This is a genomic window from Streptomyces sp. (assembly GCF_050698815.1).
In the GTDB taxonomy this organism is placed as follows: domain Bacteria; phylum Actinomycetota; class Actinomycetes; order Streptomycetales; family Streptomycetaceae; genus Streptomyces.
On sequence record NZ_JBOHCV010000108.1, the window covers coordinates 1 to 19,107 of the forward strand.

A 19,107-nucleotide genomic window follows, 5' to 3' on the forward strand; every position below is an offset into this window, starting at 1 on the left:
GCCCGGCCGCGGCCTGGAGGGCTGGCGCAGCTACACGCCCGCGCGGCCCAAGCGGCGCACGGGCTGGTACGTGGTCGGGCTGCTGGCCTCGCTGGTGCTGCTGGTGGTGGCGCTCGCGCCGGGGCGAATAGTGAACCTGTTCGCCAGCGCTGACTCCCCGCCGCTGGTGGCCGAGACCGCCCGCCCGACCCAGGCACCCCCGGCGGAGGCGGCCCAACGCCCCACCATGGAGGAGCCGTTCCGCGGCTCGTCGGCGGCGAGCGGAGCGGCGGGGATCACCGTGCCGAAGGCCGGGGCGGTCGGCTGGATGAGCGCGGCCGAGGTCGAGCGGGCCCTCGCCCGCAGCCGAGACTTCCTCGTCGCGTCCGGCCTAGACCGCGGGGTGCTGCATGGCGAGCGCCCCGAGAAGGTTATTGCATTGATCAACCCGCACCAGAAGGACGTCCAAGACTTCCTGAAAACCGCTCTCCGAACCCCGAGTGAGAAGAACGACCCCCCGTGAAGAGCCGTGGATCTCGCGATCTCATCGGCCAACTCCTCCTCCACCCGCTGCCGGCCGGGCCGCCAGCCAGGAGTAGAAGGTGGAGCGGTTGATCCCCGTGACTCGGCACAGCAGGGCGACGCTGTAGCCGAAGGGGTTGGCCTCGGTGGCCTTCTCCGCGTCGATGAAGCGGCACAGCGTGCCTACTTCATCGACTCCTTCGCGAAGAAGGCCGCGGCTTTTTTCAAGATCTCGATGGTCTGCTGCTGTTCCCGGCTCTCCCTGCGCAGCCGCTTGAGCCCTTCCTTTTCCGCCGTGGTCAGCGCGCCGGGCGCCCCCTCGCCGCCGTCAATCTTCGCCTGCTTCACCCAGCCGCGAAGACCCTCGGGGCTCACACCGAGTTCCCGGGCGACCTCGGTGACATTCCGCCCTGACGAGCGAACCAGTGCCACCGCATCCCGCTTGAACTCTGACGTGTCATCGCCGCCGGCCCGCCCGCCTTCGGAGAGTCAGCAGGAAACCGTCCGGCTTCAGGGTCACCTGTTCGCTGATGCGCAGCTGGTAATCCGGCTCGGGACTCAGCTCGTAGCGGTGCACCAGCAGGCCGAGCACGAGCACTGCCTCGTGGATGGCGAATTGCCGACCTATGCAGGAGCGTTCCCCCGTGCCAAACGGCTTGTAGCAATGCGCGGGGCGCTGACGAACCCGCTCCGGACTGAAGCGGTTCGGGTCGAAGGCCTCGGGGTCCGGTCCCCATACGGACGGATCGCGGTGCAGGGCGTTGAGTAGCACCATCGCCCACTCCCCGGCGCGCATCGGGTACCGACCGTCAAGGAGGGTGTCGTCGCGGGCCATCCGGGCGTACGCCGGCGCGGTGGGCCACAGCCGCAGCGACTCGTCCAGCACGCGGCGCACGTAACGCAGCTTGACGACCTCGTCATACGACGGTTCGGGATCGCCGCTTTCACCCCATAGGGCGTCCACCTCCGACTGCGCCTTGCGCAGAGCCTCCGGGTTGCGGGTGAGGTAATACAGCGCGAAGGAGAGCGCGCCGGCGGTCGTCTCATGCCCAGCGATCAGAAAGGTGATCACTTGATTGCGGATGTTGAGATCCGTAAGCCGCTCGCCGGTCTCCGGGTGGCGCTCCTGGAGCATCAGTCCCAGCAGGTCCCGGTCGTCCGGGTCTGGACACTCGCGGCGCATGCGGATCACCTCGTCCACCAGGCGGTTCATATAGCTCACCTGGCGGTTGAGGCGATTGCCGAAGAGCCGGCCGAACAACGGCAGCTGGACGGCCGATCTGTGCGCTTGCCGCAGCGCGTCATTCATGGAGGTGACGAAGGGATGGGGTTCCTCGCGCGCGAATGAGCCGAACCTGTAACCGAAGCCGGTCCGGCCGATGGTCTCCAGCGTCAGCCTGGTCATGTCTGCCGCCACATCGACGGGCGCTCCGTCGATGTGCTGATCCCAGGAGGCCAGCAGCTCCTTAGCCACTCCCAGCATGGTCGGGTGGTAGCCGTGCATGGCCTGGCGTCCGAAAGCGGGGAGCAGAATGGCGTGCGCCAGGCGCCAGTTCGGCTCGCTGTTGTAGGCCGTCAGCAGGCCGTCCCCGGTGACCGCGCGGAGGTTGGCGAGGCTCAGGCTGACGTGCTTGGTGAAGCGGGTCTCGTCGGAGAGCTCGGCGCTCAGTTCGGCGCTGGAGACTACGAGCAGCTCCCAGCGCAGCAGTTTTCCCGAATAGATGGGACCGAGCTCCCTGGCGAGGCGTATCGATGCCTGCACCGGCGTGCGCGGGTTCGCGGCGAGCACGTCTCCGAGCAGCGGCAGTCTCCGCGATGGATGCGGGATCCCTCTCGTGTCCACAGCCGTTTCCCCTATCCGAGTCCGACCGCTGTCCAGTCGGCCGCCTCGGCGAGCACGCCCTGCACCAGGCAGGCGATGACGTTGTACGGTGCCAGTCGAGCCACGGTCTCCAACTCCCGGAGATAGCTGTCAGCCCAGGGGTGGATGTGCTCGTTCAGGAGCTCGTCCGCGGCGGCCCACGGACTTGGGTCCGTGAGTTCCGTCCCTGGCTCCCCGTCTGCCGCCACCCGGTAGAGGTGGGCGAGCAGTGCGAGTTCGACCGACAGGTGGTCGCTGTCGAGGACGGCGTCCCATTCCCCGACTGCCACGCCGGGGCCGTACCGCCGCATGAAGTCATCCATAGCGGCCGCCGACCGGCCGCCGAGCTTCACCTCGCCGCGGTGGGTGGACGCGTACGCGGGGCAGGCGGGCTCGGGTCCGATGAACAGCCGGCAGTACTCCGCGGTGAGGTCCTCGAGTGCGGCGGTCTCACCCGCCTCGACGTGCCGCGGCTCCAGCAGGAGCAGCTGCCCGTCCGCGCGGTAGGCGTCCGAGTCCAGCAGGCGGCGGTACAGCGCGGTGTCGACCTCGCGGGCGAGGAGCCGGCTCGCCAGGGTGAGAAGCCCGGCGTAGGAGTACGATCGCTCGGCGGGCACCGTGGGCGAGGGCACGTCGATCACACCTTTCGTATCCGCACGACGCTGTCGTGGTAGGCCTGACCGCCGGCGACGGGGTCGGGGTAGATGGGCAGCAGGTCGTTCTGCGGGACGCTCAGCGCGCCGGACCACCACAGCGGGTCCAGGTCCGGATCGTGCGGTCCGGCCTTGTCATAGCCGGAGGTGGCCGCGGGGGTCTGCTTCGGTCGGGTTCCTTGACCAGGTCGACGCCGAGCAGCAGCGTGTCGCCGGACGCCATGATCGCCCGAAGGGAACGCAGGAACCTGCCTCGTTCCGGAGGTGCCAAGTTGCCGATCGTGCTCCCCAGAAACGCGGTCAGACGGCGGTCCGCGGTCGTGATCAGGTGCAGGTGCCGGTCATGGTCCGCGGCGATCCCCGCGATGCGCAGCTCTGGGTATTCCGCCGCCATCCGGCGCGCGGACTGCCGCAGGAACTCCACGCTGACATCGACGGGCTGATAGGTCTCGAGGGTGCCTGTTGCAAGCATCGAATCGATCAGGATGCGGGCTCTCTCCCCCGAACCGGCCCCTGACTCCAGCAGGGCGGCGGACTGAGCGGCCTGGGCGATATCGGCGGCGTGCCGTATGAGCAGGGCGCGCTCGCGGCGGGTGGGGTAGTACTCCTCCTGCCGTGTTATCTCCTCGAAGAGCTCACTGCCGCGGTTGTCGTAGAACCACTTCGGCGGGAGTTCCTTCGGGTCGCCGGTGAGGCCGTCGACGACGTCTTTCCTGAGCTCCTCTTCCAGATCCTCCGGCGTGATGAAGCTGGTGATCTCCAGCAACGGCACTGTGTCTCCCTCCTGCAGTGATGCGCGGACTGGGGACTGGCGGCGCTAGTCGGAAACGAGTCCGAGCTTCTTACCGCTGCTGCGGATCTCCGCGTAGTCATCCGCGGTCACGCGGGCGTACCTCTTCGCATGCATGAGATCGAGCAGTTCGGGGTCGTCCATCGTCTGGAAGGCTTTGGTGATCTCACCGATCGCCTCGTCCCCCAGAGCGGACCGCGCCGCCCAGGGGTATCCCATGACGTGCCGCGATCCGATGGTTCGGAACGCGTCCTTCGGCACCGACCCCTCCTTCTGGAGGCGGTGCAGGATCCTTGCCTCCAGCCCGCCGGCGTCGACCTTGCCCGCGGCGACTGCTTGGGCGACGGCGTCATGGCCACCGGCGAAGGTCACTTTGGAGAGAGGCGGGCAAGACGTCGGCTCACCCGCATCGCACTTCGCGCCGGCGTCGATGAGCATGATGCGCGGGTAGAGGCTGCCGGAGGTCGAGCTCACGTCGCCAAAGGCGAAGGTCGGGTTGCTGCCCAGCAGTTCCTTTACGGAGTGCCAGTCGGAGTTCTTCCGGACCACGATGGCGGACTCGTACTTGCGGGTGCTGGTCTCCGGGTCGATCTCCGTGACCATGGGCGTCAGCTTCACCTGTCGCTCAGCCTGGGCGTAGGTCAGGCCTCCCAGGTAGGCCACGTCGATGCGTTTCGAGGCGAGGGCTTCCACCACACCCGCGTAGTCGCTGGCGGTGAAGAGCTCGACCTCGGTGTCGAGCGACTTGGAGAGGTAATCAGCGAGTGGTTCGTAGTGGGCCTTCTGCTCGTCGGGAGAAACGCTCGGGATAATCCCCACCCGCAGCTCAGCGGGGATTCCGCGGTCGTTTGTCGCCGCTCGACTGTCACCGCACGCTGCTGACGAGCCCGTCAGCACCATGAGTAACAGCCCGGCTATGGCACGTCTCATCGTCCGCTCCCCTTTGGATAGAGGAACCCGACTCCGCGGCCGGCGCTTGCCGCCCCGGTGCGCGATGCACGCGCGTGGGCGCAACGAGGACCGGGGTATCCCGCAGTACCAGGATCCCTTCGACGGATCTTCCAGCCAGCCAGCGGGCGGAGCGTAACAAAGAAGTGACTTCATCGTGAAGGGGTGTCACGAAGTTCCCGCAGGATCGGTTCGACCTGCGGCGCAGCGCCTGCGGCGTGCAAACTCCTTTACTCCTTGCATCATTAGATGGTAGGTTTTAGTGATCTTGGACACACTCCCCAGCCAGCGCCCATCGATGTTGCTCGCCAACCACGAGGGATTGGGATGAGTGATCTGGTACCCCCTCCTGCGTTCCCTTCTCTTGATCACGGCCTCCGGGCCCGTGTGCGCCCGGAGGTCTGACACAGGTGGATGTCTCGGTGCACCATGTGACCGTTGAATTCGACAACCCCGCCGTGCGCGTCCTGGGCGAGGTCAGTCTCACCATCGAGGCCGGTGAACACGTCGCGTTGCTCGGCCCGTCCGGATCGGGTAAGACCACCCTGCTCCGACTCCTGCTCGGGGCCGTCGAGCTTCCGGCAGGCAAGGTCCGCGTTGGCGGCAGGAACCCGCTCGGATCCCCGGACGAGGTTTCCTGGCTGCGCCGCCGCACCGGCTGTGTGCGCCAACGCGACGATCTGATCGCCGTGTTGACGGGCAGGACCAACGCGCTCATGTCGACCACGCCCCAATGGCGGCCGGCGGACTGGCTCGCCCTGGCCCGGGGACGCGCTCCGCGCCGCTACAGCGCCGCGCTGCAGCTCCTCGCCCAGCACTACGGCGTCGAGGACTGCTTGCCGGCACAGGTGCAGAAGCTGTCCGGCGGCCAGCGCCAGCGCATCGCGCTCGTCCGGGCTCTTCTTCATCAACCACAGCTGCTCCTGGCTGACGAAGCCACCGCCGGTCTCGACCCCCACAACACCGACATCGTGATCGACGGCGTGCTGGAGTCCACCCGCACGGTGATCGCCGCAACCCATGACCTCTCCGTTGCCGCGAGGTTCCCACGGGTGGTCGCCCTGCGCGACGGAGGCATTCAGTACGACGGACCACCACCCGGCCAGGACATCCTCGACGGCATATACGCGCCGGGCGAGGTGCCGGCATGCGTCTGACGCTCTCCACGCTGCTGCGTCCGCCCCCGCCACCGACGGATCCCTCCCCGCCATCGCCGGCGACCAAAGCCGATGACGAGCCTGCCCACTTACCCCCCGCGGCGCCACCGCGGACCCGGCGCCGTCGCCGTGGCCGGCTCATCGCGCTGCTGGCCGTGGCGGTCACCATCTGGTCGGTTCACGGCACCGGCGTGGGCCTCGCCTCGCTCATCGAGGGCAGAGAGGGCGCGGCGCGCCTGCTGTCCGGCCTGTTTCCCCCCGACTTGAGCGGGTCGCTGCTGTCAAAGGTGCTGACCGCGACTCTGGAGACGCTGCAGATCTCCATCACGGCCCTGTTCCTCGGGGCGGCCATCGGACTGCCGCTCGGGGTCCTGATCGCCGGCAACGTCCGGGCCCCCCGCTGGATCGCCGCCGGCGCCCGCGTGCTGGCCGCACTGCTGCGCGGCGTGCCGGAGTTGCTGTGGGCGCTGCTGTTCGTGGCGACGGTGGGGCTGGGCCCTGCCGCGGGGGTGTACGCCGTGGCGCTGCATGCCGCCGGGCTGCTGGCGAAACTCTCCTCCGAACAGATGGAGGCCATCGACCCCGGCCCTGTCGAGGCAATGCGACTGACCGGTGCCTCGCGGTCGGCAACCACGCTTCTGGCCATCATCCCGCAGAGTCGCAACGGCATCGTGTCGCTGCTCTTCTACCAATGGGAATGCAATATCCGCAGCTCCGCCGTGGTCGGGTTCGTCGGCGCCGGCGGCATTGGGCAGGCCCTGGGGATCGCGCTCTCCCTCTTCCGGTACGACGAGCTCGCCACTCTGCTCATCACCGTGCTCATCCTCGTTCTCGGCGTCGACCAGATCTCCCGGTGGCTGCGCCGGGCGCTGGGCGCGGAGACCCGCTGACCGGCACCGGACCGCAGGCTCCTAGCAGACAAGGACCCAGGCATGTCACAGGTGAGTCCCCAGCCGAACCGGAAGTCCATGGGGCTGAAGGCGCGGCTTCTCGCGCATGTCGAGATTTGGCGCTTGGATCTGTTCTCCTACGCCGGACTGGTCGGCGTGGCCGGCGCACTGCTGGCGACGGACGACCCCGCCCTGTGGCGGGTGATCGGGGCGTGGCTGGCACCGACCATGGGCTGGCTCGCGGCCATGTACGGCGGCGACTTCTTCGACCGGGACCTCGACGCGACCGCGAAGCCGCAGCGGCCCGTGCCCTCGGGCCGCGTCAGCGCGCGCAGCGCCTTCGCCGGCATGGTGTTGTGCGTACTGCTCGGGCTGGTGATCGCCGCAGTGCTCAACCCCCTCAACGTGCTGGTCGTGTTCATCACGCTCGGACTTGGCGTCAGCTACAACGCCTACCTGAAAGGCAAGGGGGTCTTTGGGAACATCACCCGCGGTGGCGTCACCGCCATGGCGTTCGTCACTGGCACGCTGGCCACACACTCCTCCCTACAGGCGGAGCTGCTGCCGATCGCGCTGATCTTCTGGATGCACGACTCCGGCTCCAACGTGGTCGGCGCGATCTGCGACCGGGAAGGCGACCGTGAGGGTGGCTGCCGCACGTTCCCGGTACGGCACGGTGACGGTGCATCGCTGTTGCTGATGCTGGCCTTTGGTGCATCGTGGGTGGGCCTGGCGCTCGGCTACGCGCCGACGCTCGAGCGGGTGTCGTCACTCGCGTACGGCGCCTTCCTGACGATCGCAATCGTCATGGCGGTCATCTCGGCGGCCATGCTGATCCGCAGCCCCCGGCCCATCCCGCGGCTGACCGGGCTCAGGGCCCATGAACTGCTGGTGATCGAGCGGCTGGTGCTGACGTCCGCTCTGGTGGCGACGGCGACCTCTGTGCTGGTCGGAATCCTGCTCTTCCTCCCCTCTGCAGCAGCCGCGATTGTCGCGTCCCTCGCGATCATGCGGCGGAGCTATCAACCGGATCGCAAGGGATGGCGGAAGAAGGCGGCGGGCCACTCCCGCGTTCTGTGAGGGGCCCGCAACGTGTCGGTCAAGGCGCCTCGCCCGGTGCGTCGTCCGCACCGCTCGGGTCAATGCCCATCTCCTCCGCGAGGCGGGCGGCCTCTTCGACGAGCGTCGCCACGATCTGCGACTCCGGGACTGTCCTGACGATTTCCCCCTTGACGAAGATCTGCCCCTTGCCGTTTCCCGACGCGACGCCGAGGTCCGCCTCGCGGGCCTCGCCCGGGCCGTTGACGACGCAGCCCATCACCGCCACGCGCAGCGGTGCCGGAAAGCCGGCCAGAGCGGCGTTCACCTCGTCGGCGAGCCGGTACACGTCCACCTGCGCGCGTCCGCAAGACGGGCAGGAGATGATCTCGAGGCCGCGCCGGCGCAGGCCGAGCGACGCGAGAATCTGCAGCCCGACCTTGACCTCCTCCACGGGCGGCGCCGACAGCGAGACGCGGATGGTGTCGCCGATGCCCTCCGCGAGCAGCACTCCGAAGGCGACAGCGGATTTCACGGTGCCCTGGAACGCGGGCCCCGCTTCGGTGACACCGAGGTGCAGCGGGTAGTCGCACTGGGCGGCCAGCCGGCGATACGCATCGATCATGACGACAGGGTCGTTGTGCTTCACCGAGATCTTGAGGTCCCGGAAGTCGTGCTGCTCGAAGAGAGCGCACTCCCACAGCGCCGACTCCACCAGCGCCTCCGCAGTGGCCTTGCCGTGCTTGGCGAACAGCCGCTTGTCGAGTGAGCCCGCGTTGACCCCGATGCGGATCGGGACGCCGGCGTCGGAGGCCGCTTCCGCGATCTCCTTCACCTTGTCGTCGAACTTCTTGATGTTGCCCGGGTTGACCCTGACCGCGGCGCAGCCGGCGTCAATGGCCGCGAGGACGTACCGCGGCTGGAAGTGGATGTCGGCGACGACGGGGATCTGCGACTTGCGCGCGATCTGCGGCAACGCGTCGGCATCGTCCTGCGTGGGTACCGCCACCCGGACGATCTGGCACCCCGCGGCGGTGAGTTCGGCGATCTGCCGCAGAGTCGCGTCCACATCGGCTGTCACGGTTGTGGTCATCGACTGCACCGATATCTGGTGGTCGCCGCCCACGCCCACCGGCCCGACTTGAATTGGACGGGACAGCCGCCTTTGCGCCGGTCGAGATGCGGTACTGGGCATGCCGAGGTTGACACTGGGCATGGCGGTCTCCTCACGCGTGCAGGGGGACGGATCGGCCGTCGCCGGATGTGTCGAGCGGGATCTGGACGAGCTTGGCGATGGAGTCGGCCAGGCTCTGCGCCGTCAGGCCGACGTCGGCGAGGATCTCGTTTCGGCCGGCGTGCTCCAGGAACTCCTGGGGGATGCCGTAGGTCCGTACGGGTGTGGCCACCGCCGCGTCGCGCAGGGCCCTGGCTACCGCGTCGCCGGTGCCGCCTACGCGTCCGCTGTCCTCGGCGACGACGACCAGCCCGTGGCTGCGGGCCGCCCGGAGGAGCGCGGGGTCCAAGGGCTTGACCCACCGCGGATCGACGACGGTGATGCCGAGGCCCTGGGCGGAGAGCAATCGACCGGCCTCCACACAGACACCGGCCATGACGCCGACGCCGACGAGGAGGACATCTTCGGACCCGCCATCGAGCCGTGCCAGTCCTGCGGCTCGCAGGAGGACGTCCATGCCACCGAGCTTGCCGACAGCGTCGATGTCCTCCGCCACAGCGCCCTTGGGGAAGCGGATCGCGGTGGGGGCATCGGCGACCGCGATGGCCTCGCGGAACAGCTCGCGTAACCGGCTGCCGTCGCGCGGGACGGCAAGCCGCAGGCCGGGAACCAGTTGCAGGATCGACAGGTCCCACATGCCGTTGTGACTTGGCCCGTCGCTGCCGGTCACGCCCGCGCGGTCGAGGACCAGCGTGACCGGCAACCGGTGCAGCGCCACGTCCATGAGGACCTGATCGAACGCGCGGTTGAGGAAGGTGGCGTACACGGCCACCACGGGGTGCAGCCCGCCCATGGCCAGACCTGCCGCTGACGTGACCGCATGCTGCTCGGCGATGCCCACATCGAAGATCCGGTCGGGGTACGCCTCTGCGAAGGGGGCGAGCCCGGTCGGGTGCAGCATGGCCGCCGTCAGCGCCACGATGTCCGACCGCTCCGCCCCGGCCTGCACCAACTCGGAGCCGAACACCTTGGTCCATGAGGTGCTCGCGGATACCCGCGGCCGGCCCGTCACCGGGTCGAAGGCGCCGGGGCCATGGAAGCAGTCCTCGGCGTGGCTCTCCGCGGGCGGGTAGCCACGCCCCTTCTGGGTGACGCAGTGCACGATGACCGGCCGGCCGTACGAGCGGGCCGCACACAGCGCGTCCTCCAGAGCACGCAGATCGTGGCCGTCGACCGGACCGACGTACTTGAGGCTCAGGTCCTCGAACATCGCCTGCGGGGCGAGGGCGTCCTTGAGGCCCTTCTTGAGGGCGTGCAGCGCCTCGTAGACCGCCGCGCCCGCCACCGGTGCCTGCGGCATCACCCGCTTCACGAAGCTGAGCGCATTCTCGTAGCCGGGATCCAGCCGCAGCGAAGCGAGGTGGCTGGCGAAGCCGCCGATGGTCGGTGCGTAGGACCGGCCGTTGTCGTTCACGACGATCACCACAGGGCGGTCCTCACAGGCCGCAATGTTGTTGAGTGCTTCCCAGGCCATCCCGCCGGTCAGGGCGCCGTCGCCGACGACGGCGACGACACGGCCGTCGAGCCCGCGCAGCTGGTGGGCCTTGGCGAGCCCGTCGGCGTACGACAGGGCGGTGGAGGCGTGGGAGTTCTCGATGAGGTCGTGTTCGGACTCCGCCCGGCTCGGGTATCCGGACAGGCCATCGCGCTGCCGCAGCCGCTCGAATCCCGTCCGGCGGCCGGTCAGCAGTTTGTGCACATAGGCCTGGTGGCCGGTGTCGAACAGCAGGCGGTCGCGCGGCGAGTCGAATACCCGGTGCAGCGCGATGGTCAGCTCAACAACGCCGAGATTTGGTCCGATATGTCCGCCCGTCTTTGACACCTTTGTCACCAGGAAGTTACGGATCTCTGCTGCCAGTTCCGGTAACTGCGAAGAATCCAGCATTCGCAAATCCGCTGGGTCATTCAGCTTCTCCAGCAGGCCCATAGACGGCTCACCTCCGCGAATAGATTCGCCCACGGTAGGGGCGTGTATGTCCGGTCGCCACTGATGTCGATTTCAGCGGAACACCCCAGGGCTCGGCCATTACCAAGCCTTCCGGTCCGCTGCGTCCGGCATTGTGTCTTCGTTCCCGGGCGCCGCCGCCCGTGCGTCCCTCCGCTCCGCCGCGATCAGTAGGAGCATCGGCGCCGCAGCGCACAGTCCGGTCGCCAAGACCCACCAGAAGACGGTGCCGAACCCGTCCGCCTGGGCACCGGGGGTGGCAGCCCCGGCCAGCTCGTTCTGCAGCACCACGGCGAAGACCGCGGTGCTCAGTGAACCGGCTATCCGCTGCAACACGCTGAGCTGCACCGTGGCATCGGCGATGGCCGTCGGCGGAACTACGACGTAGGCCGCGGTCATGGCGGGCACGATCGCCGCGCCGATCCCCATGCCGCGTACCACCATGGCCACGCCGAGCAGCCAGTACGACGTGTTCTCCGCGATCAGCACGAACGGCACAGTGCCCACCACGCTGATCAGTCCGCCCAGTAATGCGGTCCGGCCGGTGCCGAGGGCCTTGGTCAGCTTAGCGCTGAACGCGATGGCGATTGCCGTGCCGACGCCCTGGGGGATCAACAGCAGGCCGGTGTCGACGGTGTTCTCGTGGCGGGCGATCTGAAAGTACAGCGGCAGCAGCATGAACGCGCCGAAGGTGACCGCGCCGAGGCAGAAGTTGGTGACTGCAGCAGCGGCGAACCTGGGAATGCGGTGCAGCCGCAGATCGAGCAGGGGTGCCGGGGACCGCAGTGCATGCACAACGAAGGCCGCAAGCAGAGCGAGCCCTGCGCCGACAGGCAACAGCACCGCGGTCGCGGCGAGATCCCCGCCCTCGCCCAGCTCGGCGAGCCCGTAGGTGAGGCCGACGCAGGCCATCGCCAGAGTGGCCAGGCCGGGCACGTCCAGGCGGGTGCCCTGCCCGCTGTCGGCTTCGGGTGGCAGCAGACGCAGGCTCATGGCCACGATCGCGGCGCCGATGGGTACGTTGATCAGGAATATCCACCGCCAACCGGCGTGCTCGAGCAGCAGGCCGCCGATGGCGGGGCCGACAATCGGCGCAAGGACGGTCGGTACGCCGGTGACGCTCATGACCTTGGCAATCAGCTCCGGCCCTGCCGCGCGCACCGCGAGCATCGTGGCCACTGATGTCGCCAGTGCCGCCGCTCCGCCCTGAATGGCGCGGAAGGCGATCAACTGCCCAATGGAGGTGGCGAGGCCGCAGGCGAGAGATCCCAAGGTGAAGCCGGCAACGGACCACAGGTACACCCGCTTCGCGCCGAACCGATCCGACGCCCACCCCGCCGTCGGCAGTGCTGCCGCCAGGGCCAGCAGGTAGGCGGTGATCAGCCACTGAACGGTGGACAGCGAGGTGTCCATGGTCCGCGAGAGGGACTGCAGCGCCACGTTGACGATCGTGGAGTCGAGGAAGGCCAGGAAGGAGCTGAGAGTCGTGACGACGAGCACCCGGCGCAACTGGGGAGGGAAGGACATGACGGTCCGGACTCCGTTCGTATTCCGTTAGGTAATGGCGGAGTCACGCTCCCGCGCAGCGCGCGGCAAGAGGTCGGACAGCAGCTCCGCGAAGGCGGCACGCTCGCGCTCCGGTTCGACGATGGGCGCGATTTCCATGCAGCAGGCGCAGAGCCTTCGGTGGAATCCGTGGAAGTCCTTCTCCGCGGCATAAAGAATTTCCGCGAGCGCTGCGGTGTCTCCGGCCGGGAAATAGCCCGGATAATTATCACCGAGGAGGCCGATGGAGCCCGGGATGGCGGTCGAGATGACGGGGACCCGGGCGGCGAGCGCCTCCGAGACCACATTGGCACCGCCTTCGTGCAATGACGTCAGTGCCAACAGCCGACTGCGCGCGAGCACGGACAACGCCTGGTGGCGGGGCAGCGGGCCGAGCCAGTCGTAGCGGCCGGTGCCGGCCGCGGCGGCAGTGAGCTCGGCGGCCAGCGCCGGGTCTCGCGATGCACCGGCGTGCGAGACGCGGATACTGGAGTCGGCGGGCAGCAGCCCCACCGCCTCGATCAGGCGCAGGGGGTCCTTCACCGGCCGTACGTGCGCCAGGAACGCCACTTCGAAGCAGTCCGGGCGCGGGGGAGTGAGCGGTATCCGGGGCACGGACTGCACGATGACCCTGGTGCGCGGGACGAGGGCGGGCGGCAGCTGGTCCATGCCGCGGGGCTGCAGCACGATCAGCCGGTCGGCGAGATCGAGCACCGCCGGGTCCACGCCCGCGGTGGCGAGGTCCGGGTAGAGGTCCGTACCGGTGAGGGCGAGCACGATGGGCGCCCGCGGGTGCTCCCGGCTGAAGACGCGCACAGCGGACGCGCTTTTGCGGGCGTGCAGCGCGAGGAGCGCGTCGTATGCCCCCGGCCGGTAGTCGTCGGCGACCTTGACGCGGTGCCCGAGCCCTCGCAGGACCTCCGCCCACCGCCGTGCGGACACGCCGTTGCCGTGGGTGTTGTCGGTCCCGGCGGGGGTGATGATGAGAATCATCTTTCGACCGCGCAGGTGCGGAAGCCGCCGAGTACGTCACGCCGGTCAGGGGTGAAATAGTTACGCATGGTGGTGCGCACGTACCGGGCCCGGGTGGCCCAGGAGCCGCCGCGCAGCACCTTGCGGCTGCCGAAGAACTGCTCGGAGTTCTCGGCGTAGGAGTCCCGTTCAAAATTGGGGTAGGCGCGGAAGTCGTCGGCCGTCCACTCCCAGACGTTGCCGATCATGTGCCGGCAGCCGGTCGGACTGTCACCTGCCGGGCACGCGGCCACGTCGGCGGGGCCGTTGCCGTGCCAATCCGTCGCCGCGGCCTTCGCGTCGGGCTCGCCGTCGCCCCACGGATACGGCGGCTTGGGTGTCAGCCCGCCGGTGGCGGCAAACTCCCACTCCGCCTCGCCCGGCAGCCGACGGCCCGCCCACCGGCAGTACGCGTCCGCCTCCCACCAGCACACGTAGTGCACCGGCAGGTGCGGTTCGAGGGCGATCCAGGTATCGAAGTGCCGTCGTTCCCAGCCGTTCGCTGCGCGGCGCCAGTAGACCGGGTGCCGGGCGCCGGTCGCGGCGAGCCATTCCCCGCTGTCCGACCACAGCCGAGGGTCTTCATAGCCGCCGTCGTCGACGAAGGCGGCGAACTCCTCTTGAGTGACCGGTGCCCGCGCAATGGCAAACGGCGCCACCTTCGTTCGGTGGCCCCATTTCTCATTGTCGTAGACGAAGGGGTCATCGCGGACCGCGCCCAGCAGGAACTCGCCACCGTCGAGCCGGATGTCGCCGGGCAGTGCCCCGGCGGCCCCAGGTGATTCGGCGTCGGTCAGGCCGGGCAGCGCCGGAGCGGGGTAGCCCAGGTTCTGCCGGGTGTAGGTGAACGCCTCCGTGTGGGTGTCGTAGTGGTGGACGGTGTAGCGGGCGAAGTGGCGCACGATGTCGGTGGCGTGCGGGTGCGTGACCTCCTCGACGACTTGTTCCGCCACTTCCCGCATGTACGCGATGGTCCGCTCCCGCGACGGCAGCTTCAGCCACCAGCGAGTGTCGTGGGGGATAGCGCCCGAGTCGTAGAGCGCGTCGGCGTGCGCGAGGAGCGGAGCCCGGCCGCCGGCGTCGCGCAGCACGAACTTCTCCTGGAACCAGGCCACGTGGCCGATCTCCCAGATCAGCGGGTTCACCGTAGGAAGCAGCGGCCCGACCATCTGGTCATCGTCGAGGTCGGCCACCAGCTGGATGGCGCGCTCGCATCCGTCGAGCACCCAATGGGCGAGCGTCTCGGGCTCGGGTGAGTGGAATCGCATGTCAGCTCCCGGGTCGGTTGCTCGTCAGGGCTGTACCTGGGCTGCCGCCGAGGTACTCGCGCCGGCCATGGCCAGCCAGCGCCCGAGGCCCCGATGCGCGGACGTATGGGCGATCAGGTCGTCGCTGTAATAGAGCTGGTCGTAATAGAGGCCCACGACGCTCTCCCGCCAGGTCCCGCGGGGGTCCTGCTGTTCGACGAGCCACTCCACGGCTCGGACGAGCCGCTCGTCCCAGGGGGAGACTCCCGCCCGCAGCAGCGAGTACAGTGCCCAGCTCGTCTCCTCCACGGTGCCGCCGGTCGGCGCCCCCTCGACGGCCTTCGCCGGCCAGGCGCCGTCCGGGCGCTGGCTGTCAAGGAGCCACGCCTGCGCCCGCGCGGGCACGGGGTCCGTGACCTTGCCGAGCTGGGCGTAGGTCTCCAGGACCTTCGCCGTGCCGTGGGTGGCGTCTCGGAACCACAGCGATGCCAGCGAGCCGTCCGGCTCCTGCAGCTTCTCGTAGTACTCAAGGGCTCGCGCGGTCCGCGACCCCGGCGCGCGTTCGAGGCCCAGCTGGTCGAAGGCCTGCACTACATACGAGGTGACGCCGGGGCACGGACCGTCGTGCACCATCGAGGAGCCGCGGATCCACTCAGACCAGGAGCCGTCCTTGTTCTGCATGGAGTTGAGCCAGCGCAGCGCCTTACGCACCGCGGGATGCTTCTTCGGCAGCCCCAGTTTCAGCAGCGCGGTCAGCACCACCGCGGTGTCCTCGGACTCCGGCCAGCCGGACGGACCCGCCCACGACCAGCCGCCCGCCGGCAGCTTCAGCGGATCGAAGGGAGCGTTCCACTGGTTCTTCAGCAGCCACTGACGGGTCGGGCGCAGGCGCGGATCCATCGCCACGTCCGAGGTTTCGGCGAGTGCGAAGACGACGTAGGAGGTCACCGCGAGCTCCAGGTCCCGGTCGATGGCCCAGGAGCCGTCCGGCCTTCGGGTCTCGCGGAGATATTCCAGGCAGCCCTGCTGGATGTCGGATCCAATGTCATCGCCGGCGATATTGAGGCTCGTATAGATGAGCGCGGACATCAGCGGGCACTCCTCGATGCCGCCGTTGGAGGCCATGACCGCCCGGAGCCACTCCAGGCCCCGGGCCTCCGCCGCCCGCCGCACGACCCTGCGGGGGAAGGCGGCCGGCAGCATCCGCGACTGGGCGATGCCGAGGGCGATGACGCCCGGCAGCGCGATGGAAGCCCGGTTGCGTAACGGGGCCGGCATGAGAATGACCTCGAGCGGCTGGACGGGCTGCTCCTGCGGGCCCCGGAGCCCTTCCATCGACCAGCAGATGGCGGCCAGTTCGCGCCAGGTCCTGACGTTCGGGAAGAGCGCGGTTTCGCCGCCCTCGGCGTCGATGTACGACTTGGCCCGGTCTAGGCTCTCGCGGGAACCCTCGGGGTCGAGCAGCTTCAGCGCGGCGACCGCGAAGGCCGCCACGCTGAGGTCGCTCGGCGGGGCGGCGTCGGCGACGCTCCAGCCACCGTCCTCCCGCTGATTCTCCCGCAGCCAGCGCAGCCCGGTGGCGATCTCCTCCTCGTGTGCCGTACGGTCCGCCCTGGCCAGGGCGAGCAGCGCCAGCGCGGTGGGGATGGCCGAGGAGGAGAGTCGGTCCGTCCAGCCCCCGCCGTCCCGCTGCCGGGCAAACAGGAACTCCGTGCTGCCGGTGACGGCTTCGGCCACGCGCTTGGTCAGGGTCTCGGAAACCACGTCAGATCTCCCGTAGTGGTGGGCGGCTGTCCGCTGAGCCCGGCGGCCGGTCAGGAGGCCGGGTTGACCTGGGTGAACTTGACGGTCATCGCCTGGATGGCGTGCACGGCGTCCGGCATGTAGATGGGGGGGTCCAAGGTGAGTTCCGGATTGACGAGCCGGCGCACCAGCGTGGCGAGCGCGACCTCGCCCTGCATGCGTGCCAGCGGGGCTCCGAGGCAGTAGTGGATCCCGCCACCGAACTCAAGATGCTGGTGGCTGTCGGGACGGGTGATGTCGAACCGGTCGGGGTCGGTGAAGCGCTCGGGGTCACGGTTGGCGGCCGCCAGCCAGAGCAGGATGGTCGTGCCGCGCCGGACGCGGGTTCCGTTGATCTCGAGGTCTTCGGCGGCGACTCGGCGGGTGAACTGGATGGGGGAGTCGTAGCGCAGTGTCTCCTCGACCGCGCCTGTCGCCAGCTCAGGACGGGTGCGTAGCAACTCCAGCTGGTCCGGACTGCGCAGCAGTGCCAGCAGGCCGTTCGTGATCAGACTGATCGTGGTCTCGTGTCCGGCGACCACCATGAGCCTGCAGGTATCGTTGATCTCCGACTCGGATATCTCGCCACGCTGCTCGGCCTCGAGCATCAGGGTCAGCAGGTCGTCGCCGGGGTTACCGCGCTTGGCCTCGATCTGCCGGGAGAAGTAGGCCGTCATGTCGTCCTGTACCCCGGCGCTGTAATGGACGCAGGCGCCGGCGCTGGCGGGGGCCTCGAAGTCGCAGCAGAGCTGGGACCGCTTCCACGCCACTTCGCCCAGGTGCTCCTTTGCCGGGATGCCGAGCAGCTCGCAGACGACCTTGATGGGCAGGGGGTAGGCCAGTTCCTCGATCAGCTCGATCTCGCCGCGGCCGGCGGTCGCCTCAATGGCTTCGTCCACCAATCGCTGCGCCAGCGGCCGCAGCCGCTCGATCCGGCGTGGGGTGAACATCTCGCTCACGACGCCGCGTAACCGGGTGTGGTCGGGCGGGTCGCGGTGCAGGAAGGAACGCTGCCCGAGGCTGTCGACGATGTTCTGCGGCAGTTCTCCGGAGGCGATTCTGCTCTGCTGCCCGGCGCCGTGCGCGTCATCGCTGCTGACCTTCGGGTGGCGCAGCGCTGCCGACACGTCCGCGTACCGCATCAGCACCACGGAATCGCCGAGCTCATGTACCGGGCTGTCTCTCAACAGCCGCTGATAGAGCGGATAGGGATTGACCATGATGTCGTGGTCCGCGAAGAACGGGACAATGGTCGGTTCGGTCTCGGCCTTCGCCAGCGCGGGGATGTCCTCCGCCTTCTTCCCCGGGAACAGCTTTTGCTCGATGAGCCCCATGAAACGTGCACATCCTCCCGTAGTACGTTATTCCATGTCTCTATGTAGAACGGACGGTACTAACGGCTTGTGAGAGCGTCAACACTGGGATCTATGCGCCCAGTTGTGGTGCTCTGCCGAAGCCGTTCAGTGCTGAGCCGTCGCGTCGGACGGGGAGCGCCGGCGCCGTTCGGCCCCCGCCTCCGAGCGGCTGCGCGCCACAATCCGGCGCACGACGTACGCGGCGTCTTTCCCGACGCCGCCGATCAGATGGGAAGCGACCGTCGCCTGGAAGGGCAGCCCTAGCAGGTACAGGCCGGGTTCGCCGCACACCACGCCCCGATGGGTGGGCGGGTGGTGGTGCGGCTCAAAGGCCGGCAGGTCGACCCAGGTGTAGTCCGGAACGTAGCCGGTCGACCAAATGACGTTGGCCACGTCGAGGCAGATACCGTCGGCCAGCACCGGACGCCCGCCGTCGGCGCTCTCCACTCGCGGCACCCTCCGTACGCCCACCCGGCTCAGGTCGTCTGGACTCACGCTGATCAGCGGGTGCCCCCGGCCGGTTCCCGCCGCGGCGATGGCCCGCCCCGGCCATCGGTTGACCGGGATCTTGGTCATCATGCGATAAGTCAATGTGCCCATGTGGAAAGGGACGTATCCGGTGTCCCGGCCGGCCAGCCAGGTCTCGTGACGCCCCGCCGTCTCCAGCGCGATCTCCGCTCCGGAGTTCCCCGCGCCGACCACGAGCACGGGTCCGTCGGCCAGTTGGTCGGGATTGCGGTAGTCGCTCGAGTGCAGCTGCATGATCGAGGGGTCGAGCGCGTTGGCGAACTCAGGCATGAACGGGGCCCCGAATGCCCCTGTGGCCACGACCACATGGGGAGCGGCCACCTTGTGATCGCCTGCGGTCAGCAGGTACTGGCCGTCGTGCCGCGTGAGCCGCTCCACACCGCAGCCGAGACGCACCGGGAGCCGGAAGCGAGCAGCATAGGCCTCCAGATACTCGGCCAGCTCGTCCTTGGTCTGATAGCGCCCGCTGCCCGCCGCACATGCCATCCCGGGTAAGTGGGAAAAGGGGGCCGGAGTGAACAGATTCAGGGAATCCCAGCGTGACCGCCATGACTGACCAATGCGTTCGGCCGCCTCCAGGACGACGAACCGCAAGCCCTGCTCGGTGAGGTGGTGGGGGGGG

General features: G+C 68.7%; 15 protein-coding genes and 2 pseudogenes. 4 read left to right on the plus strand and 13 right to left on the minus strand.

Translation table 11 applies throughout. From position 1 onward, the window contains the following. A pseudogene (locus ACRDP3_RS04155) lies at positions 1-496 on the plus strand (hypothetical protein); the annotation flags it as partial. A 188-nt stretch (positions 497-684) separates the two neighbouring features. On the opposite strand, the pseudogene ACRDP3_RS04160 reads toward ACRDP3_RS04155, so the two are convergent. From ACRDP3_RS04160 to phnD, 5 genes and pseudogenes are all read right to left on the minus strand, one after another. After that, positions 685-945, minus strand: a pseudogene (locus ACRDP3_RS04160) (transposase); the annotation flags it as partial. A gap of 13 nt (positions 946-958) precedes the next feature. Further along, positions 959-2,344 carry a cytochrome P450 gene (locus ACRDP3_RS04165; protein ID WP_431515433.1) on the minus strand — a complete coding sequence of 462 codons (1,386 nt, stop codon included), beginning with the start codon at positions 2,342-2,344 and terminating at the stop codon, positions 959-961. Positions 2,345-2,355: 11 nt separating this feature from the next. Then, a complete protein-coding gene (locus ACRDP3_RS04170) occupies positions 2,356-2,994 on the minus strand; it encodes a TorD/DmsD family molecular chaperone (RefSeq protein ID WP_431515434.1) in 639 nt (212 codons plus the stop codon). A 100-nt stretch (positions 2,995-3,094) separates the two neighbouring features. Continuing rightward, the gene (locus tag ACRDP3_RS04175) at positions 3,095-3,787 is read right to left on the minus strand and encodes an L-histidine N(alpha)-methyltransferase (protein ID WP_431515435.1); all 693 of its coding nucleotides are present in this window, start codon (positions 3,785-3,787) and stop codon (positions 3,095-3,097) included. Between the two features lie 45 nt (positions 3,788-3,832). Then, positions 3,833-4,909 carry a phosphate/phosphite/phosphonate ABC transporter substrate-binding protein gene (phnD, locus tag ACRDP3_RS04180; protein ID WP_431515436.1) on the minus strand — a complete coding sequence of 359 codons (1,077 nt, stop codon included), beginning with the start codon at positions 4,907-4,909 and terminating at the stop codon, positions 3,833-3,835. 254 nt (positions 4,910-5,163) lie between these two features. On the opposite strand from phnD, the gene ACRDP3_RS04185 reads away from it, so the two are divergent. From ACRDP3_RS04185 to ACRDP3_RS04195, 3 genes are read left to right on the plus strand one after another with little or no spacing between them, the layout of a single operon-like run. Next, positions 5,164-5,910, plus strand: coding sequence for an ATP-binding cassette domain-containing protein (locus tag ACRDP3_RS04185; protein WP_431515437.1), 747 nt, complete (start codon positions 5,164-5,166; stop codon positions 5,908-5,910). Further along, positions 5,901-6,800 carry a phosphonate ABC transporter, permease protein PhnE gene (phnE, locus tag ACRDP3_RS04190; RefSeq protein WP_431515438.1) on the plus strand — a complete coding sequence of 300 codons (900 nt, stop codon included), beginning with the start codon at positions 5,901-5,903 and terminating at the stop codon, positions 6,798-6,800. The genes ACRDP3_RS04185 and phnE overlap by 10 nt, the downstream gene beginning before the upstream one ends. Positions 6,801-6,842: 42 nt before the next feature. Continuing rightward, the gene (locus tag ACRDP3_RS04195; protein WP_431515439.1) at positions 6,843-7,880 is read left to right on the plus strand and encodes a UbiA family prenyltransferase; all 1,038 of its coding nucleotides are present in this window, start codon (positions 6,843-6,845) and stop codon (positions 7,878-7,880) included. A 19-nt stretch (positions 7,881-7,899) separates the two neighbouring features. Here the strand turns inward: ACRDP3_RS04195 and ispG are convergent, their stop codons facing one another. The 8 genes from ispG to ACRDP3_RS04235 form a co-directional block, all read right to left on the minus strand. Then, positions 7,900-9,054: a flavodoxin-dependent (E)-4-hydroxy-3-methylbut-2-enyl-diphosphate synthase gene (gene ispG, locus ACRDP3_RS04200; RefSeq protein ID WP_431515440.1), complete on the minus strand. Its 1,155-nt coding sequence runs from the start codon at positions 9,052-9,054 to the stop codon at positions 7,900-7,902. A gap of 10 nt (positions 9,055-9,064) precedes the next feature. Continuing rightward, a complete protein-coding gene (dxs, locus tag ACRDP3_RS04205) occupies positions 9,065-10,999 on the minus strand; it encodes a 1-deoxy-D-xylulose-5-phosphate synthase (RefSeq protein WP_431515441.1) in 1,935 nt (644 codons plus the stop codon). Positions 11,000-11,098: 99 nt separating this feature from the next. Next, on the minus strand, positions 11,099-12,517 hold the full coding sequence (locus tag ACRDP3_RS04210; RefSeq protein ID WP_431515447.1) for a DHA2 family efflux MFS transporter permease subunit: 1,419 nt from the start codon (positions 12,515-12,517) through the stop codon (positions 11,099-11,101). Between the two features lie 54 nt (positions 12,518-12,571). Further along, positions 12,572-13,555, minus strand: a complete 984-nt coding sequence (gene senB / locus ACRDP3_RS04215; RefSeq protein ID WP_431515442.1) for a selenoneine biosynthesis selenosugar synthase SenB — start codon at positions 13,553-13,555, stop codon at positions 12,572-12,574. Continuing rightward, positions 13,552-14,841, minus strand: coding sequence for a selenoneine synthase SenA (gene senA, locus ACRDP3_RS04220; protein ID WP_431515443.1), 1,290 nt, complete (start codon positions 14,839-14,841; stop codon positions 13,552-13,554). The genes senB and senA overlap by 4 nt, the downstream gene beginning before the upstream one ends. Positions 14,842-14,865: 24 nt before the next feature. Then, positions 14,866-16,584, minus strand: coding sequence for a prenyltransferase/squalene oxidase repeat-containing protein (locus ACRDP3_RS04225; RefSeq protein ID WP_431515444.1), 1,719 nt, complete (start codon positions 16,582-16,584; stop codon positions 14,866-14,868). Positions 16,585-16,634: 50 nt separating this feature from the next. Beyond that, positions 16,635-17,936 (minus strand): cytochrome P450, encoded by a 1,302-nt coding sequence (locus ACRDP3_RS04230; RefSeq protein WP_431515445.1) that lies wholly within the window; start codon positions 17,934-17,936, stop codon positions 16,635-16,637. Positions 17,937-18,062: 126 nt separating this feature from the next. Beyond that, positions 18,063-19,107, minus strand: a 1,045-nt coding sequence (locus ACRDP3_RS04235) for a flavin-containing monooxygenase (RefSeq protein ID WP_431515446.1), incomplete at its 5' end; no start/stop codon positions are given.